General features: G+C 71.9%; 14 protein-coding genes. 6 read left to right on the forward strand and 8 right to left on the reverse strand.

What is annotated here, in order from left to right:
• Positions 1-42: 42 nt before the first annotated feature.
• The 5 genes from K8556_RS09890 to K8556_RS09910 all read left to right on the forward strand — a co-directional run bounded on the left by K8556_RS09890 (position 43) and on the right by K8556_RS09910 (position 5400).
• Entirely contained in the window at positions 43-453 is a 411-nt protein-coding gene (locus K8556_RS09890) for a FecR family protein (protein WP_223739791.1), read from the forward strand.
• The gene (locus K8556_RS09895; RefSeq protein ID WP_223739792.1) at positions 450-1313 is read left to right on the forward strand and encodes a peptidoglycan-binding protein LysM; all 864 of its coding nucleotides are present in this window, start codon (positions 450-452) and stop codon (positions 1311-1313) included. The genes K8556_RS09890 and K8556_RS09895 overlap by 4 nt, the downstream gene beginning before the upstream one ends.
• A gap of 28 nt (positions 1314-1341) precedes the next feature.
• On the forward strand, positions 1342-3060 hold the full coding sequence (locus K8556_RS09900; RefSeq protein WP_223739793.1) for an HD domain-containing phosphohydrolase: 1719 nt from the start codon (positions 1342-1344) through the stop codon (positions 3058-3060).
• Between the two features lie 104 nt (positions 3061-3164).
• On the forward strand, positions 3165-3506 hold the full coding sequence (locus K8556_RS09905; protein WP_223739794.1) for a DUF971 domain-containing protein: 342 nt from the start codon (positions 3165-3167) through the stop codon (positions 3504-3506).
• Between the two features lie 31 nt (positions 3507-3537).
• Complete coding sequence (locus K8556_RS09910; protein WP_223739795.1) at positions 3538-5400, forward strand: serine/threonine-protein kinase; 1863 nt, start codon at positions 3538-3540, stop codon at positions 5398-5400.
• Between the two features lie 20 nt (positions 5401-5420).
• Here K8556_RS09910 and K8556_RS09915 read toward each other — a convergent pair whose 3' ends face one another.
• The 5 genes from K8556_RS09915 to K8556_RS09935 all read right to left on the reverse strand — a co-directional run bounded on the left by K8556_RS09915 (position 5421) and on the right by K8556_RS09935 (position 9081).
• Positions 5421-5963 carry a ClpXP protease specificity-enhancing factor SspB gene (locus tag K8556_RS09915; RefSeq protein WP_223739796.1) on the reverse strand — a complete coding sequence of 181 codons (543 nt, stop codon included), beginning with the start codon at positions 5961-5963 and terminating at the stop codon, positions 5421-5423.
• A 36-nt stretch (positions 5964-5999) separates the two neighbouring features.
• Positions 6000-6485, reverse strand: coding sequence for an SsrA-binding protein SmpB (gene smpB, locus K8556_RS09920; protein ID WP_014398822.1), 486 nt, complete (start codon positions 6483-6485; stop codon positions 6000-6002).
• A 17-nt stretch (positions 6486-6502) separates the two neighbouring features.
• Positions 6503-7357, reverse strand: a complete 855-nt coding sequence (gene panC, locus K8556_RS09925) for a pantoate--beta-alanine ligase (RefSeq protein WP_223739797.1) — start codon at positions 7355-7357, stop codon at positions 6503-6505.
• A gap of 2 nt (positions 7358-7359) precedes the next feature.
• Positions 7360-8268, reverse strand: a complete 909-nt coding sequence (gene panB, locus K8556_RS09930) for a 3-methyl-2-oxobutanoate hydroxymethyltransferase (RefSeq protein ID WP_223739798.1) — start codon at positions 8266-8268, stop codon at positions 7360-7362.
• Positions 8269-8439: 171 nt separating this feature from the next.
• A complete protein-coding gene (locus K8556_RS09935; protein ID WP_223739799.1) occupies positions 8440-9081 on the reverse strand; it encodes a deoxynucleoside kinase in 642 nt (213 codons plus the stop codon).
• Positions 9082-9265: 184 nt separating this feature from the next.
• Between K8556_RS09935 and K8556_RS09940 the strand changes: the two genes are divergently transcribed.
• A complete protein-coding gene (locus K8556_RS09940; RefSeq protein ID WP_223739800.1) occupies positions 9266-9553 on the forward strand; it encodes a hypothetical protein in 288 nt (95 codons plus the stop codon).
• Positions 9554-9570: 17 nt separating this feature from the next.
• On the opposite strand, the gene rsmA is transcribed toward K8556_RS09940, so the two are convergent.
• From rsmA to K8556_RS09955, 3 genes are read right to left on the reverse strand one after another with little or no spacing between them, the layout of a single operon-like run.
• Positions 9571-10449 carry a 16S rRNA (adenine(1518)-N(6)/adenine(1519)-N(6))-dimethyltransferase RsmA gene (gene rsmA, locus K8556_RS09945; RefSeq protein ID WP_223739801.1) on the reverse strand — a complete coding sequence of 293 codons (879 nt, stop codon included), beginning with the start codon at positions 10447-10449 and terminating at the stop codon, positions 9571-9573.
• 10 nt (positions 10450-10459) lie between these two features.
• Positions 10460-11458 (reverse strand): tRNA (adenosine(37)-N6)-threonylcarbamoyltransferase complex transferase subunit TsaD, encoded by a 999-nt coding sequence (tsaD, locus tag K8556_RS09950; protein WP_223739802.1) that lies wholly within the window; start codon positions 11456-11458, stop codon positions 10460-10462.
• A 52-nt stretch (positions 11459-11510) separates the two neighbouring features.
• Entirely contained in the window at positions 11511-14300 is a 2790-nt protein-coding gene (locus K8556_RS09955) for a response regulator (protein WP_223739803.1), read from the reverse strand.
• Positions 14301-14313: the final 13 nt, after the last annotated feature.

The following is a 14313-nucleotide window of genomic DNA, read 5'->3' on the forward strand; positions in this document are numbered from 1 at the left end:
AACGCACGACGCTGGCCTCCCCTGCTTTTCGCGGTCGCACTCATGGCCCTTCCTCCCGGCTGCACCGCCGATGAGAAGCCCCGAGGGCCCGCCGAGGCGCCCCTGCCTCCGCCCGTGCCGCGCGCGCACCTGCGGGGGCTGACGGGGGACGTGCAGATCAAACGCGCGGTGGCGGACGAGTGGAGCTCCGCGCGCGACGAGCTGCCGCTCTACGAAAACGACAAGGTCCGCACCGAGGCCGGGGCCAGCGCCCAGGTGGTGTTCGCCAATGGCAGCACGCTGCACCTGGGGGGCGATTCCCTGGTGGGCATCGCGGAGAGCAAGTTGCGAACGGACGTCACCGTCCTGCGGGGACGGGTGGACGCCACGCTGGAGAAGCCGGCCACCCAGTCGCTGTCCGTCACCACCCCATCCGCCACGGTTCGAGCGGGCAGGAAGATTGAATTCCAATGAAGGCCGCCCTCTGGCTGAGCGCGTGGATGGGGCTGTCCGTGGTGCCGTCAACCGCACCGACCGCCGTGGGGCGCGAGCCTCCGGACGGCACGGCCCCTGCTGGAAGCGGCGCCGCGGCGGCGCCCCGGAAGGCGCCCGGGACGGAGCCGCAGACGGCGCTCAAGGCGCTGGAGATGTCGCGCGCGGCGGTGAAGGCCGCGCCGGACGACGCGCGCCGCCGCGAGGCCGAGTCCCGCCTGAAGGACGCGGAGGCGCACTTCCAGGCCGCGCGGTACGCGGACGCGCTGCACAAGGCGGACGAGGCGTGGGCGCTGCTCAACCCGCCCCAGCCTTCCAACTTCACGGTGGAGGTGGACCATGACGGCGGCACCACCACCGTCACCCACCGGCAGGGGCCTCCCGTCACCGTGGAGGCGCAGCACGCCACCCGCGTGCTGGCCCGGGGCGAGTCCGTGCGCGTGCAGCAGGGCACCGTGCTGCCGGAGCCGCCCGGCGCGCCGCAGCCCACGCAGCCCGCGGACAAGGCGCGGCTCACGCTGAAGCCCGCGGCCGGAGCCGGGGGCGGCGGACTGCTGGGGCCGGTGACGCTGGCGTGGAACCCCGTCGCGGGCGCCACGCGCTACGAGGTGGAGGTCGTCGCGGAGGGCGTGGAGGGGGGAGCGGCGCCGGCGCCGGTGCGCACGGTGCTGGCCGCGCGGCAATGGACGTTGCCGGCGCTGCCCGCGGGCCGTTATCGCTGGACGGTGACGGCGGTGAGTCCGGAGCAGGGGCGGTCGCTGCCCTCCCAGACACGGCGATTCGAGCTGGCCGCGGATTCGCTCGAACTCAACGTCAAGGTGAAGGACGGTTGGCAGAAGTAGCCGCCTGCCCCGAGCGAGGAGCCACCCCGTGCGACTTTTCAAAGCCATCCTCCTCCTGATGCTGGTGGTCAGCATCATCCCCACGTTGATGGTGGGCTGGCTGTCCGTGTCCCATACGCGCGAGCTGCTCATCCGCGACGCGCAGGAGCTGGCGCAGGAGCGCGTGAAGCAACTGCGGCTCAAGGCGGAGAGCTTCCTGGAGGACCCCACGGAGCGCGTGGTGGGGCTGTCCAGCGTGCCGGGCGGCTTCTTCAGCCTGCCGCGCGACACGCAGCGGCTGCACATCGCGGCGGTGCTCAACCAGCGCCCGGAGCTGCTGGCGCTCACCGTGTTCGGCGCGGACCGGCAGCGGCTGCCCGGGCTGCAGGCCTTCGCGGTTCACGACATGGCGCCCAGCGGGGTGGCGGAGCACGAGGAGCGCGCGCGGGCCCTGCTGGACGAGGGGCTCACCGGGGTGCGCTACTCGGACGTGGTGGCGTCCCACGGCGGAGGCGGCGGCGGGCCGGTGGTGACGCTGGCGTTCCCCGTGGGCGACCCGGTGCAGGGCTACATGGCCGCGGACATCACGCTCGCGGGCTTGCGGCAGATGCTGGCGCAGGAGCGCGTGGGCAGCACGGGGTTCGCGTACCTGGCGGACCGGCACGGCCGCCTGATTACCGGCGGCGGAGACCTGGGCGCGGTGGGGGACGACGTGTCGAAGCGGCTGCCCCTGGCGCACCTGCTCAAGCAGCGCGAGGGCACGCCCGACACGGAGCTGTTCCACGTGGGCAACTTCGGCGAGGGGCGCGACGCGGTGGTGTCCGCGTACTCGGTGCTGCCGGAGGCGGGCTGGGCCATCGTGTCCGAGCAGCCGGTGGAGCACGCCTACCGCCAGGTGGAGACCATGGAGCGGCGCATCCTCCTGGGCCTGGGCGGCGCCATCCTGGTGGCAATGGTGCTGGCGGCCATCTTCTCCCGCAACCTCACGCAGCCCCTGAAGACGTTCATCGCCACGTCGCTGGAGCTGGCGCGCGGCAAGTTCGGCGTGGAGGTGCACCTGAAGCAGAAGAACGAGCTGGGGGAGCTGGCCCAGACGTTCAACTACATGAGCAAGCAGCTCATGGCGTACGACATGGAGACGCGCGGCCTCTACGAGAGCCTGGAGAAGGGCTACCTGGAGACCATCGTCGCGCTGGCCAACTCCATCGACTCCAAGGACGCGTACACGCGCGGCCACAGCCAGCGGGTGGGCGACGTGGCGGTGGAGATTGGCAAGGAGCTGAAGCTCACCGAGCGCGAGCTGCGGCAGTTGCAGTACGGCGGCATCCTCCATGACATCGGGAAGATTGGCATCCCGGAGAACATCCTCTGCAAGCAGTCCCGGCTCACGGACCAGGAGATGTCCCTGATGCGCGAGCACCCGGCCATTGGCGACGCCATCATCGGGCCGGTGACGTTCCTGGGTTCGGTGCGCGCGTGCGTGCGCCACCACCACGAGCGCTGGGACGGCACGGGCTACCCGGACAAGCTCAAGGGCGAGGCCATCCCGATGCTCGCGCGCATCGTGGCGTGCGCGGACACCTTCGACGCGTGCACCTCCACGCGCCCCTACCAGAAGGCCATGCCGCTGGAGAAGGCGATGGAGATCCTGGACAACCTGAGCGGCGCGCAGTTGGACCCCCGGGTGGTGCAGGCGCTGCGCGCGGTGCTGGCCCAGCGGGGCGTGCGGCTGGAGGGCCACCGGCAGCCCGTCAAGCTGGCTTCCTGAAGCCCTGGCTCCCCGGGCCCTTTCGCTTTCGCGGCAGGTCCCCCACTCCGCCAGAAGGATGGTAGGGAGGGGCTGCTGCTCCAAAGCCTTGGAAGGTGGATTCGGTGAGCAATTTCTGGGATCGCATCAAGCCCGCGCCCAAGCCCGTCAGCGCGACGGATGCGAAGCTGTCCGCGGACGGCGAGTCGCTGACGCTGACGTGGGATGACGGCGTGACGACGACCGCCACCGCGCAGGTGCTGCGCCAGCAGTGCCCGTGCGCCGCGTGCGTGGACGAGTGGACGGCGAAGCGCACGCTGGACCCCTCGCAGGTGCCCGCGAACCTGCGCGTGCTGCAGATGCAGCCGGTGGGCAACTACGCGCTCGCGTTCGTCTTCAGCGACCAGCACGCCACGGGCATCTATCCGTGGAAGCACCTGCGCGACATCACCCAGTCGCAGGGGTGAGGCGCCCCACCGCGTCCTTCCGGAGGTCCCCGTGACGTCACGCTACCGGCTGCTGCAACCCCTGGCCACGGGGGGCATGGCGGAGCTGTTCCTGGGAGTGGCGAAGGGCGCGGAGGGCTTCGAGCGCACCGTGGCCATCAAGCGCGTGCTGCCGCACCTGGCGCGCGAGCCGGACATCTCCCGGATGTTCGTCTCCGAGGCGCGGCTGGCCATGCTGCTGCAGCACCAGAACATCGTCACCGTGCATGACGTGGGGGAGAGCGCGGAGGGGCTCTTCCTGGTGATGGAGCTGGTGGACGGGTGGGACCTGGGCGCGCTCATCCGCGCGGTGACGCGCCAGGGGCTGCGGGTGCCTCCGCACCTGGCGGTGTTCATCGTGAGCCAGGCCCAGGCGGGATTGCAGCACGCGTACCGCCGCCAGCACGACGGTCACCCGGTGGTGACGGCGCACCGGGACGTGTCCCCGTCCAACCTGCTGGTGTCGCGCGAAGGCGAGGTGAAGGTCACGGACTTCGGCATCGCGCGGCTGGCGGGCCTGTCGCGCACGGAGCCCGGGGCCTTCAGGGGCAAGGTGCCCTACGCGGCGCCGGAGGTCCTCCGGGGCGAGCCGGCCACGGCGCTGAGCGACCAGTTCTCGCTGGGCACCATCCTCGCGGAGCTGCTCGCGGGGCAGCACCCGTTCGGGTCCGCGGCGGCGGAGCCGATGGCGGTGGCGTACTCCATCCTCAACCGCGCGCCCGCGTCGCTGCCGGACGTGCCGGCGTCGCTGGCCACGCTGGTGCTGCGCATGCTGTCGCGCGACCCGGCGGCCCGCTTCCCGGAGCCGGAGGACGTGTCGGAGGCGCTGGCGCGGTGGCTCGCGCAGACGGGGGAGCCCGCGTCGTCGCACGCGCTGGCCACCTTCCTGCGTGGCATCCGGTTGCCCATGTCCGTGGGAGACGTGGCCCGCGCCGCGCTCGCGGAGGCCCCGGAGTCGCAGTCGGCGTCGTTCGTGATGTCCGCCGTGCCGCGCGAGGGCGTGGACACGGGGCGCATCCCGTCCGCGTCTGGCGCCCGCTCGGTCACGGTGGCGTATGGCGGTGGCGCCGCTGCTTCGCCCGCGTGGAAGGCGCCCCCGGCGTCCGTCCCCGTGGCGGCGGAGGAAGAGGAGCCGTGGAGCCCGCAAGCCGGGGCCGTCTCACTGTCCGCGAGCGGCGCCGTGGTCCACACCTGCGCCCTGTGCGGCTCGGCGCTGGAGTCCCCTGACTCGCCCTGTGAGTCCTGCACACGTGGACCTTCCGCGAGATGGAGCGAGGCGGGCGCGGCTCCCGCGAGTGGGCCCGTGTCCGTGGCCTCCGCGTCCCGGGCGCAGGCGAACCCGGCGGCGCGCGCCCGGGCGCAGGCGCCCTCCCCTGCCGCTCCGGCTGCGCCCGCGCTGGCCACGCAGTCCCTGACGGACGTGGACGACCCGGCGCGGATGAACCGGCCCAGCATCCGTCAGGCGGCGCAGGGCGACCTGGAGCTGGAGGAGCGCGCGCCCCGGGCGGAGAGCTCGCCTTCGGAGTTCGAGCCCGTGACGCCTTCCCGCCCCCGCAGGCGCTGGGGACCGGCGGTGGTGATGCTCGGCGTCGCGGCGGTGCTCGCGGGGGGCGCGCTGTTCGTGTGGCCCCGCTACGAAACCCAGGTGCTGCGCGCGCTCGGGTTCCCGGCGGCGGTCCTGTCCATCCGCAGCGAGCCCTCCGGCGCCACCGTCCTGGTGGACGGCGTGGAGGTGGGCGTGACGCCGCTGGTGATGGACAACGTCTACCCCTCGCGCTCCGTCCCGGTGCAGCTCAAGCTCAAGGGCTACCGCGTCTGGACGGGGTCGTTCATGGGCGGCAAGAAGTCGGACGTGGCGGCGGAGCTCAAGCGCTGACGCTCCGCCTCGAGCCCGCCCTACTTCACCAGCCGCAGGTGGCCACGGCGCGGCGGCTGCGGCTCGTCCGGGGGGCCTCCCTCGGGCGGCGGCGGAGGCGCCACCTCCGGACGTGACTCCGGCTCGTCGGCGCGCTCGGACTGCACCTCGCGCAGGAAGGCGCGGGGCCTCTCCGCGGCCACGGGCACCGGCGCGGGCTGCGGCGGACGCGCGACGGAGGCCGACGCCACCGGGGGCTGCTGGAGCAGCTCCGGCGGCATCTCCTCCGGGTACATCCAGAACTCCTTCGTCACGTGGCTGGCGATGGCGAACAGCGCCGACCAGGGCACCGCCACCGTGAAGCGCGAACCGGAGAAGCTCAGCGTGCAGCGCACGCCCCACTCGCCCACCGTGAGGTCGGGGGGCTCGAAACGGTAGGAGAGGTTGAGGCGCAGGTGCGCTTCGCCTCGGAGGCTGGCGGGGACGAGCACGCCGGGGCGGCGCGCGTCCAGGTGGATCATCACCATGCCCTGGTCGAGCGCGGCCAGCAGCCGCTCCTTCTTGTCGGAAACCTTCTTGTCCATTCCAGCCTGTCCAGCGGAGGAGTTGCGGGAGCGCCCTCAACGACGGCGCACTTCCCGGTCCATCTCCCGCTTCGTCTCCCGTTCCTTGATGTCGTGGCGGCGATCTTCGTGCGTCTTGCCGCGGCACAGGCCCAGCTCCACCTTGGCCCGGCCCTTCCTGAAGTACAGCACGAGCGGGATGATGGAGTAACCGCGCTCGCGCACCTTCGCCGTCCACCGGTCGATCTCCGCCCGGTGCATCAGCAGCTTCCGGCCCCGGGTGGGAAGATGGTCGAAGACGCTGGCCGCCTTGTAGGAGCCGATGTGGGCGTTGAGCAGGAACAGCTCCGTGCCCTTCTGGAGCGCGTAGGCGTCCGACAGGTTGGCCGTCCCTTCACGCAACGACTTCACCTCGCTCCCCGTGAGCTCCAGCCCGGCTTCTATCTTCTCATCCACCGTGTAGTCGAAGCGCGCACGCCGGTTCTCGGCAATGAGCTTCACCCCCGGCTCCGCACCCACACCCTTCGACTTTCCAGCGGCCATAACGTGTCCCGGGTCTCCTAACCGGCCAGCGGCATGTTGTCGATGAGCCGCGTGGTGCCCGAGAAGGCCGCCACCAGCATGCGCGCCGTCTGCCCGGGCGCCACCGTGTCCAGGGGTGAGAGCGTCGCCGCGTCCCGAACCTCCACGTAGTCCTCGCGCAGGCCCACCGCCTGCAATTCACGGCGGGCGGCCTCCACGAGCGCCCGCGTGTCCCGGGTGCCGGAGGCGAGCAGGGCCTGGGCCGCCCGCATGCCCCTGGACAGGGCGAGCGCCCGCTGGCGCTCCTCCGCCGACAGGTAGGCATTGCGGCTGCTCATGGCCAGGCCGTCCGGCTCGCGGATGGTGGGCATGCCCACGATGTCCGCGCCCAGGTGCAGGTCGCGGTTGAGCGCCCGGATGACCTGGAGCTGCTGGTAGTCCTTCTCCCCGAACAGCGCCACGGCCGGCCGGAACAGCGACAGGAGCTGCGTGACGATGGTGGCGACGCCCCGGAAGTGGCCGGGACGCCGCTCGCCGCACAGCCCCTGGCTGACCTCCGTGACCTCCACGTAGGTCTGGTAGCCCGCGGGGTACATCGCCGCGGGCTCGGGCGCGAACACGGCCGTGACGCCCGCGCTCGCGCACTTCGCCAGGTCCCCCTCGAAGTCGCGCGGGTAGCGCGCCAGGTCCTCGCGGGGACCGAACTGCGTGGGGTTCACGAAGATGGAGGCCGCCACCACGTCCGCGCGCCGGCCGCCCTCCCGCATGAGCGAGACATGGCCCTCATGGAGGAAGCCCATGGTGGGCACGAGCGCCAGCGTCTTGCCCTCCTTCTGGAGGGACGCGACCCAGGCCTTCACTTCCGGAACGGTGCGCAGGACGTGGGGCGCCATGGCTAGACCGGGGCCCCGTAGATGCCGCCGACCTTCTCCGCGGGCTCGCCAGCGCCCTCCGCGTCCGCGACGACCGCCGTGGGCGTCACCAGCCGGATGCCCTTGGTGGCCTTGAAGCTGTGCTCCTCGTCCGGGAAGGTGCCGGCGCGCACCTCGGAGAAGTACGTGTTCGCGGCCTCCGTGATGTTCCCGTGCAGGTTGGCGAAGCGCTTCACGAACTTCGGCTTGAAGTCCGGGTTCATGCCCAACAGGTCGTAGCAGACCAGCACCTGGCCATCACAGTGCTTGCCCGCGCCGATGCCGATGGTCGGAATCTTGAGGCTCTGGGTGATGGTGCGCGCCAGCTCCAGCGGCACGCCCTCCAGCACCAGCGCGTAGGCGCCGGCGGCCTCCAGCGCGAGCGCGTCGTCCAGCATGCGGCGCGCGGCGTCCTCGTCGCGGCCCTGCACCACGTAGCCGCCCATCTTGTGCACCGACTGCGGCGTCAGCCCCAGGTGGCCCATGACGGGGATGCTGGCGCGGACGATGGCGCGCACGGTGTCGGCGAACTCGGCGCCGCCCTCCAGCTTCACGCTGCCCACGTTGCCTTCGGACACCAGCCGCCCGGCGTTGCGCACCGCCTCCTCTGGCGACACCTGGTAGCTCATGAACGGCAGGTCGCCCACCACGTGCGCCCGCTTCGCGCCGCGGCTCACCGCCGCCGAGTGGTAGACCATCTGGTCCATGGTGACGGGCAGCGTGGACTCCTGGCCCTGGATGACCATGCCCAGCGAGTCACCGACCAGGAGCACGTCCGCGCCGCCCTCGTCGAGGATGCGCGCGAACGTCGCGTCGTACGCGGTGACCATGCAGATCTTCTGACCGGACTGCTTCAGGCGCTTCAGCGTGTGGATGGTGACCTTGTCCTTCACGGTTCACCTCCTGTGGGCAAGACGGGTGGGACAGCCGCGTGGAGCGTCAGGCCCCTCGCCGTCCCCAGGGGGGATCGCCGGAGGCCGGGGTTCCACGCGGATGCACTCTAACGCCCTCGGGGCCGCGTGGGGGGTTCAACCCGCGCCAGGCAGCCAGGCGGGCGGTGGCCGTCAGCCCCGGCGGGACTTGGGGGTGTAGTGCTGCACGCCGGACTTCACGCTCGCGATGACGTTCATCAGGTCCTCGCGGTCCGCCTCGTTGTGCACGAAGTCGATGTCCGACGTGTTCACCACCAGGAGCGGCGTGTCCTGGTAATGCGCGAAGAAGTCGTTGTACGCGTGCGTGAGCGACTCCAGGTAGCCCGCGTCGAACTTGCGCTCGAACTCACGGCCGCGCTTCTTGATGCGGTGCAGCAGCACGTCCAGTTGGGCCTGGAGGTAGATGACCAGGTCGGGCTGCGGGACGCGGGGCCCCAGGGCCTCGAAGACGCGGTCGTAGAGGGCCAGCTCGTCCGAGGCCAGCGTGAGGTTGGCGAAGATGCGGTCCTTCGCGAACAGGTAGTCGCTCACGGTGACGGCGCGGAACAGGTCCTGCTGGAAGAGCTCCTGCTGCTGGCGGAAGCGCGACAGCAGGAAGAACACCTGCGTCTGGAACGCGAACTTCTCCCGGTCCCCGTAGAAGCTGGAGAGGAAGGGATTCTCCTCCACCACCTCCAGGATGCGGCGGCTGCCCAGTCGCTCCGTGAGGAGGTTGGTGAGGCTCGTCTTGCCCACGCCGATGGGGCCTTCGACGACGATGTAGCGGTGATCCATCGGCCCGAGGCCTCCGCCCCCGGAAAAGCCACGCATGAGACAGATGCGCGCGCGGGGGGCGGATAACACAACCATGCCCGCGTGCATCCGGCAATTTTCGCCGGGCCACCCCGCCCTTGCGCGCTCCGAGGCCATCCCCTACGGTGCCCGCGAACACGCAGGCAGCGGGAGCGACGGGCCACAGATGCGCGGCAGGCAGCGGGTGAAGACGGTGGTGGACCTGGTGGAGACGACGCAAGCGGCGCCCGCCGCCCGTCCGGTCACGGCCCCTCCCGCACCTCCGGTGGACGTGGATCCACTCTATGGCGTGGCCCTGCTGAAGACGGCCTTCGAGCTGAAGCGCCGGCCGGAGGGCTCCGTGGACGAGGTCCTCAGCGGCGTGCTCGCGCGCCTGCGCATCGACGAGGACGCGTTCCGCGCGTACCTCGCCCAGCAGGGTGGGCTCCTGGCCGCGCTGGGCCAGAAGCGCTGAACGTCACCCCGCGTCCCCTACTCCTGTGAGCCGTCCTCTTCCGGCGCGTCCGGGGGCGGCGGGGCCATGGCGGTGACGGGGCCCAGGGCGCGCTCGATGGCGGCGAACTCCTCCGGGGAGAGCGTCTCCGCGCGGCGGCCCGGGTCGATGCCCGCCGTCTGGAGCGCGGCGAGCAGCACGTCCGGCGGCGCCAGCCCCTTGTCGGACTTGAGCGAGTTGATGAGCGTCTTGCGGCGCTGCGCGAAGCCGGCCTTCACCAGCCGCGTGAAGCGGGCCTCGTCCACCAGCGGCGCGCGGGGCTTCTTGAGCCGCGTGAGGCGCAGCACGGCGGAGTCCACCTTCGGGGGCGGATGGAAGCGCCAGGCCTCCAGCGTGAGCACGTTCTCCAGGTCGAAGTGCAGGCCGAGCAGCACCGTGAGCAGCCCGTAGTCGCGGTTGCCGGGCTCCGCGGCCAGCCGCACCACGACCTCCTTCTGGAGCGTGAAGACGGCGCGCGAGATGCGGGCGCGCTGCGCGAGCACCTGGAAGAGGATGGGGCTGGTGAGGTGGTACGGCAGGTTGCCCACGAGCGCGATTTCGTCCGCGCCGGCCACCTGGGCGAAGTCCACCGTGGCGGCGTTGCCGGGCACCACGCGCACGCCGGGGATGGCCTCCTTCTCCAGCACGGCCACCATGTCGCGGTCGCGCTCCACGGCGGTGACGCGCGCGCCGGTGGCGGCGAGGAAGCGCGTGAGGTGGCCCAGGCCCGGGCCCAGCTCCACCACGGGTTCGCCCTCGCGCAGCGCGAGCGCGTCCGCGATCTCCTGGAGCGCGTCCGGGTCCCCGAGGAAGTTCTGTCCCCAGCTATGCTTGGCCCGCAGGCCGTGGCGCTTGAGGATGTCGCGCGGAGATTCCACTGTCGGGCCCCTACTCCATGCGCCAGGCGGGGTCGGCCGCGAGGCGGAAATCACCGCGCAAGCCGCGGCGCCACGCTTCATACCCCGCGACGGCGATCATCGCGCCATTGTCCGTGCACAACCGCACCGGCGGCAGGAACATGCGCAGGCCCCGCTCCTCCGCGCGCTGCTTGCACAGCGCCCGCAGCCGCGAGTTCGCCGCCACGCCGCCGCACAGCACCAACTGGTCGTGCCCCAGCTTCCTCGCCGCGGCGACGAGCTTCTTCGACAGCACGTCCGCCACCGCCTCCTGGAACGACGCGCACAGGTCGTGGAGGGCCTGCCCTTGCGGCACGCCGTGCTTCTGGACGTGGTGGAGCACCGACGTCTTCAGCCCGGAGAAGGACACGTCCAGGTTGTCGCCCGGCAGCGCGCGCGGGAAGCGGATGGCCTCCGGGTCGCCCTTCTGTGCCAGTTCATCAATGGGCTGCCCGCCCGGGTACGGCAGGCCGAGGATGCGCGCCGTCTTGTCGTAGGCCTCGCCCGCGGCGTCGTCGCGCGTGCGGCCCACGAGGCGGTAGTTCCCGTAGTCGCGGACCTCGTAGAGGCTGGTGTGGCCGCCGGAGACGACGAGCCCCAGGAAGGGCGGCGCGGGCGCGTCCTCCAGGAGGCGGATGGCGAGCAGGTGCCCCTCCAGGTGGTTGGCGCCCACGAAGGGCTTGCCGGTGGCGAGGCTCAAGCCCTTGGCCACCTGGAGCCCCACGAGCAGCGCGCCGATGAGGCCGGGGCCGGACGTGACGGCGATGAGGTCGATGTCGTCCAGCGCCTTGTCCGCGCGGGTGAGGGCCTCGTGGACGACGGGCATCACCTGGACGATGTGGTTGCGGCTGGCCAGCTCCGGCACGACGCCGCCCCAGCGGCGGTGGATGTCCACCTGCGTGGAGACGACGTCCGACAGGACGCGCCGCCCGTCCTCCACGACGGCGGCGGCGGTTTCATCGCACGAGGTTTCAAGTCCCAGGACGAGCACGACGACTCCGACAACAAGGGCGGGCAGGAGGCGGACAGGCCGCCTCCCCTGCTCATTTCATCCCGTTGAGCAGGGCACGCACCTCGTCCGCCGAGCTTCCCGTCGGTTCGAGGAACAAATACTTCTTATAGGCCTCGGCCGCTCGGGTTTGATCGCCGGAGAACTGCCGCGAGCTGCCCAGCCAGAACCAGGCCTTCGCGTTCTTGGGCTCCGCGTTGACGACGTCCTGGAGCAGCCTGGCCGCTTCGCGGTAGCCGGCCTCGCTGGTGCTGCTGTTGTTGGCCAGCGAGATGCCCAGGCCCGTCTTCGCCTCGATGGAGTCGTTGTCGAGCGCGAGCGCCTTGCGGTAGGCGGTCACGGCCGCCTTGAAGCTCTTGCGGGCCATCGCCGCGCGGCCGTCCTTGATGAAGTCCGCGTAGGTGGCCTTGGGCGCGGCGGGCTCCGGGGGCGTCGTGGGCGGCGGCGTGACGGCGACGGCGACGGCGACAGCGGCGCCCGCGTCGGGGACGGCGGCGGGCTCGGGGGTGGCCGTCTTCACCGGCGTGCCCGCGGCCTCCGGGGCGGTGACGGTCTTCGCCGGGGGCGCGCCCGCGTCGGGCTCCGCGTCCACGGTCTTCGTGGGCGGCGGCGTGACGGCCGGCGGAGGCGTCGTCTCCGGCGGCCTGGGCGCCTCCTCGGGCTTCGTGGGCTGCGTCACCTTGGGCGCGTCCGGCTTGGGCGTCTCGGCGCCGCCCGAGCCCTTGGAGAGCACCACCGCGGCCACGGCCGCGACCAGGAGCAGCCCGCCCGCGACGTAGAGGCCCGTGCGCTTGGGCTTCATCGCGGCGATCAGCGCCGCGTCGTCCTCGTCGTGCGCGGGCTTGGAGGCAGCGGGCTTCGTGGAGGCCGCGCTGTTCGTGGACGCGGGGCTGACCGGGGCGCTCGCGGCGGGCTCCGGCGCGCTCGCCGCGGACGGCTGCACGGGCGTGGCGGGCTCGGGCTCCGTGAAGTACGCCTCGGAGGCGGGCACGTCCTGCGCGGCGGTGTCCACCGGCTCCATGGCGGCCGGCTGCGCGTCGAAGGGCGTCGTCGCGGGGAACTCGACGTTGAGCGCCACGGGGGCCACCTGCGGCGGCACGATGCCGTGGCCCGGATACGGCGGCAGCGCGAGCTGCGGCGGCGCGGGCTCCTCCCCCGGCACCTCGTCGTGGAAGGGCTCCGTGCCGCTGACCAGCGTCACCTCGGAGGACGGCGGGGCCGGCGTGGGCGGCGGCACCGGCGCCAGCGGGCTGGGCGCGATGGCCGCGCCACCGAAGATGGGCGGGCGCGAGGGCAGCGGCTCCACGGGCGCCTGCGCGGGCTGCGAGGCGAACGGGCTGGGCGCGGCGGCCGGCGCGCGGCCCGCGGCGCCCCAGGGCGAACCCGGGCCCCAGGTGCTGGAGGCGCTCAGGCCCTCCGTGTCCACGCGGCTCCAGTCGAGCAGCAGGCTGCGCCGCGCATGATCCACCGCGCGGTGCGCGGGCGGCGGCTCCACGAGGAACGCCGAGCCCTCCTGCGACAGCGGCGGCACCGCGGGCTCTTGGCCCTCCTGTCCGAACGGGGGCGGAGCGCCCTCGCCGGGACGCGAGCGCGGCGGGAAGATGATGACCTGCGCGGGCTGCGGGGAGACCGGCGCGGGCGCCATCTCCGCCACGGGCGTGACCTCCTCCACGGGCTCGGGCTGCGCGGGCGCGGCTTCGGGCTCGGGCGGGACTTCCGCCACGGGCGCGGCCTCCACCGGGAGCGGCTCCACGGGGGCCGGCGCGGCGTGGGGCTGGGGCGCGGGCTCCTGCGCGGGCGCGACGTCCACGGGGATGGGCGGCGCGGCGTTCAGCCACTGCTCGATGCCCGGCTTGCTGCTCTGCACGGGCTCCAGCGGCGCGTTGCCCAGCTCGCGGATGAGGCCCTCGAAGTACAGCTTGCTGATGATGCCCAGCGCGGCCAGGTCCTCGAAGTCCGAGTCCTCCACCACGCGCGACAGCGCGCGCTTGCCGTCGAACAGGCGCAAGAGGCCGTTCACCTCGTCGGGGATCTCCGACAGGCGGTCCGCCAGTTGGTGGTAGTCGATTTCGAAGACCGTCTCCAGCGGCGGGAGCTGCTCGAGCATCCGGCCCCACTCGTCCAGCCGGCGCATGCCCTCCATGAGGAGGCCCTGCGTGGAGACCTCGATGCGCTCCGGGCGGTCCAACGTGGTGAACTGCACGTCGAACTGGCCTTCGAACGTGTTGAGCAGGCGGTAGAAGGCGTTCTCGCCCTTGAGCCGGCCCAGCTCCGCGTCGATGACGCGGCCTTCCTTGAAGTAGACGACGCCGGTGCGCTCGCCCTGGATGGAGATGACGCCCGTCTTGCGGCCGATCTCGAAGGTCTGGACCAGGTCCACGACGCCCATGTCGGCGAGGCTTCCCGCGAAGCCGCCCTTGGTCGTCTCGCGCTTCTCGATGCGTTCCTTCTCGGCCTTCTGAAGGATCATCTTCACGCGGGTGACGATCTCTTTGATGTAGATGGGCTTCGTCAGGTAGTCGTCGCCCCCGAGCTCCAGGCCGCGCACCTTGAACTCGACCGACTTCTGGTTCGTCAGGAAGACGAAGGGGATGAACTTGAAGCGCTCGTCGGACTTGAGCGTCTTGCAGAGCTCGAAGCCGTCCATCTCCGGCATCTTGGTGTCCGCGAGCACGAGGTCCGGCGGGCTGATCTGGACCTTCTCCAGCGCATCCTTGCCGTGGATCGCAGTCGTGACGGAGAAGCCGGCCTTCTTCAGGCTGACCTCCATCACGCGCAGACTCTTCGCGTCACCATCGACGAGGAGCAGGTGCTGCTTGGCCACGTGGCATGCCTTT

This window comes from Corallococcus sp. AS-1-12 (assembly GCF_020036995.1).
Lineage (GTDB): Bacteria > Myxococcota > Myxococcia > Myxococcales > Myxococcaceae > Corallococcus.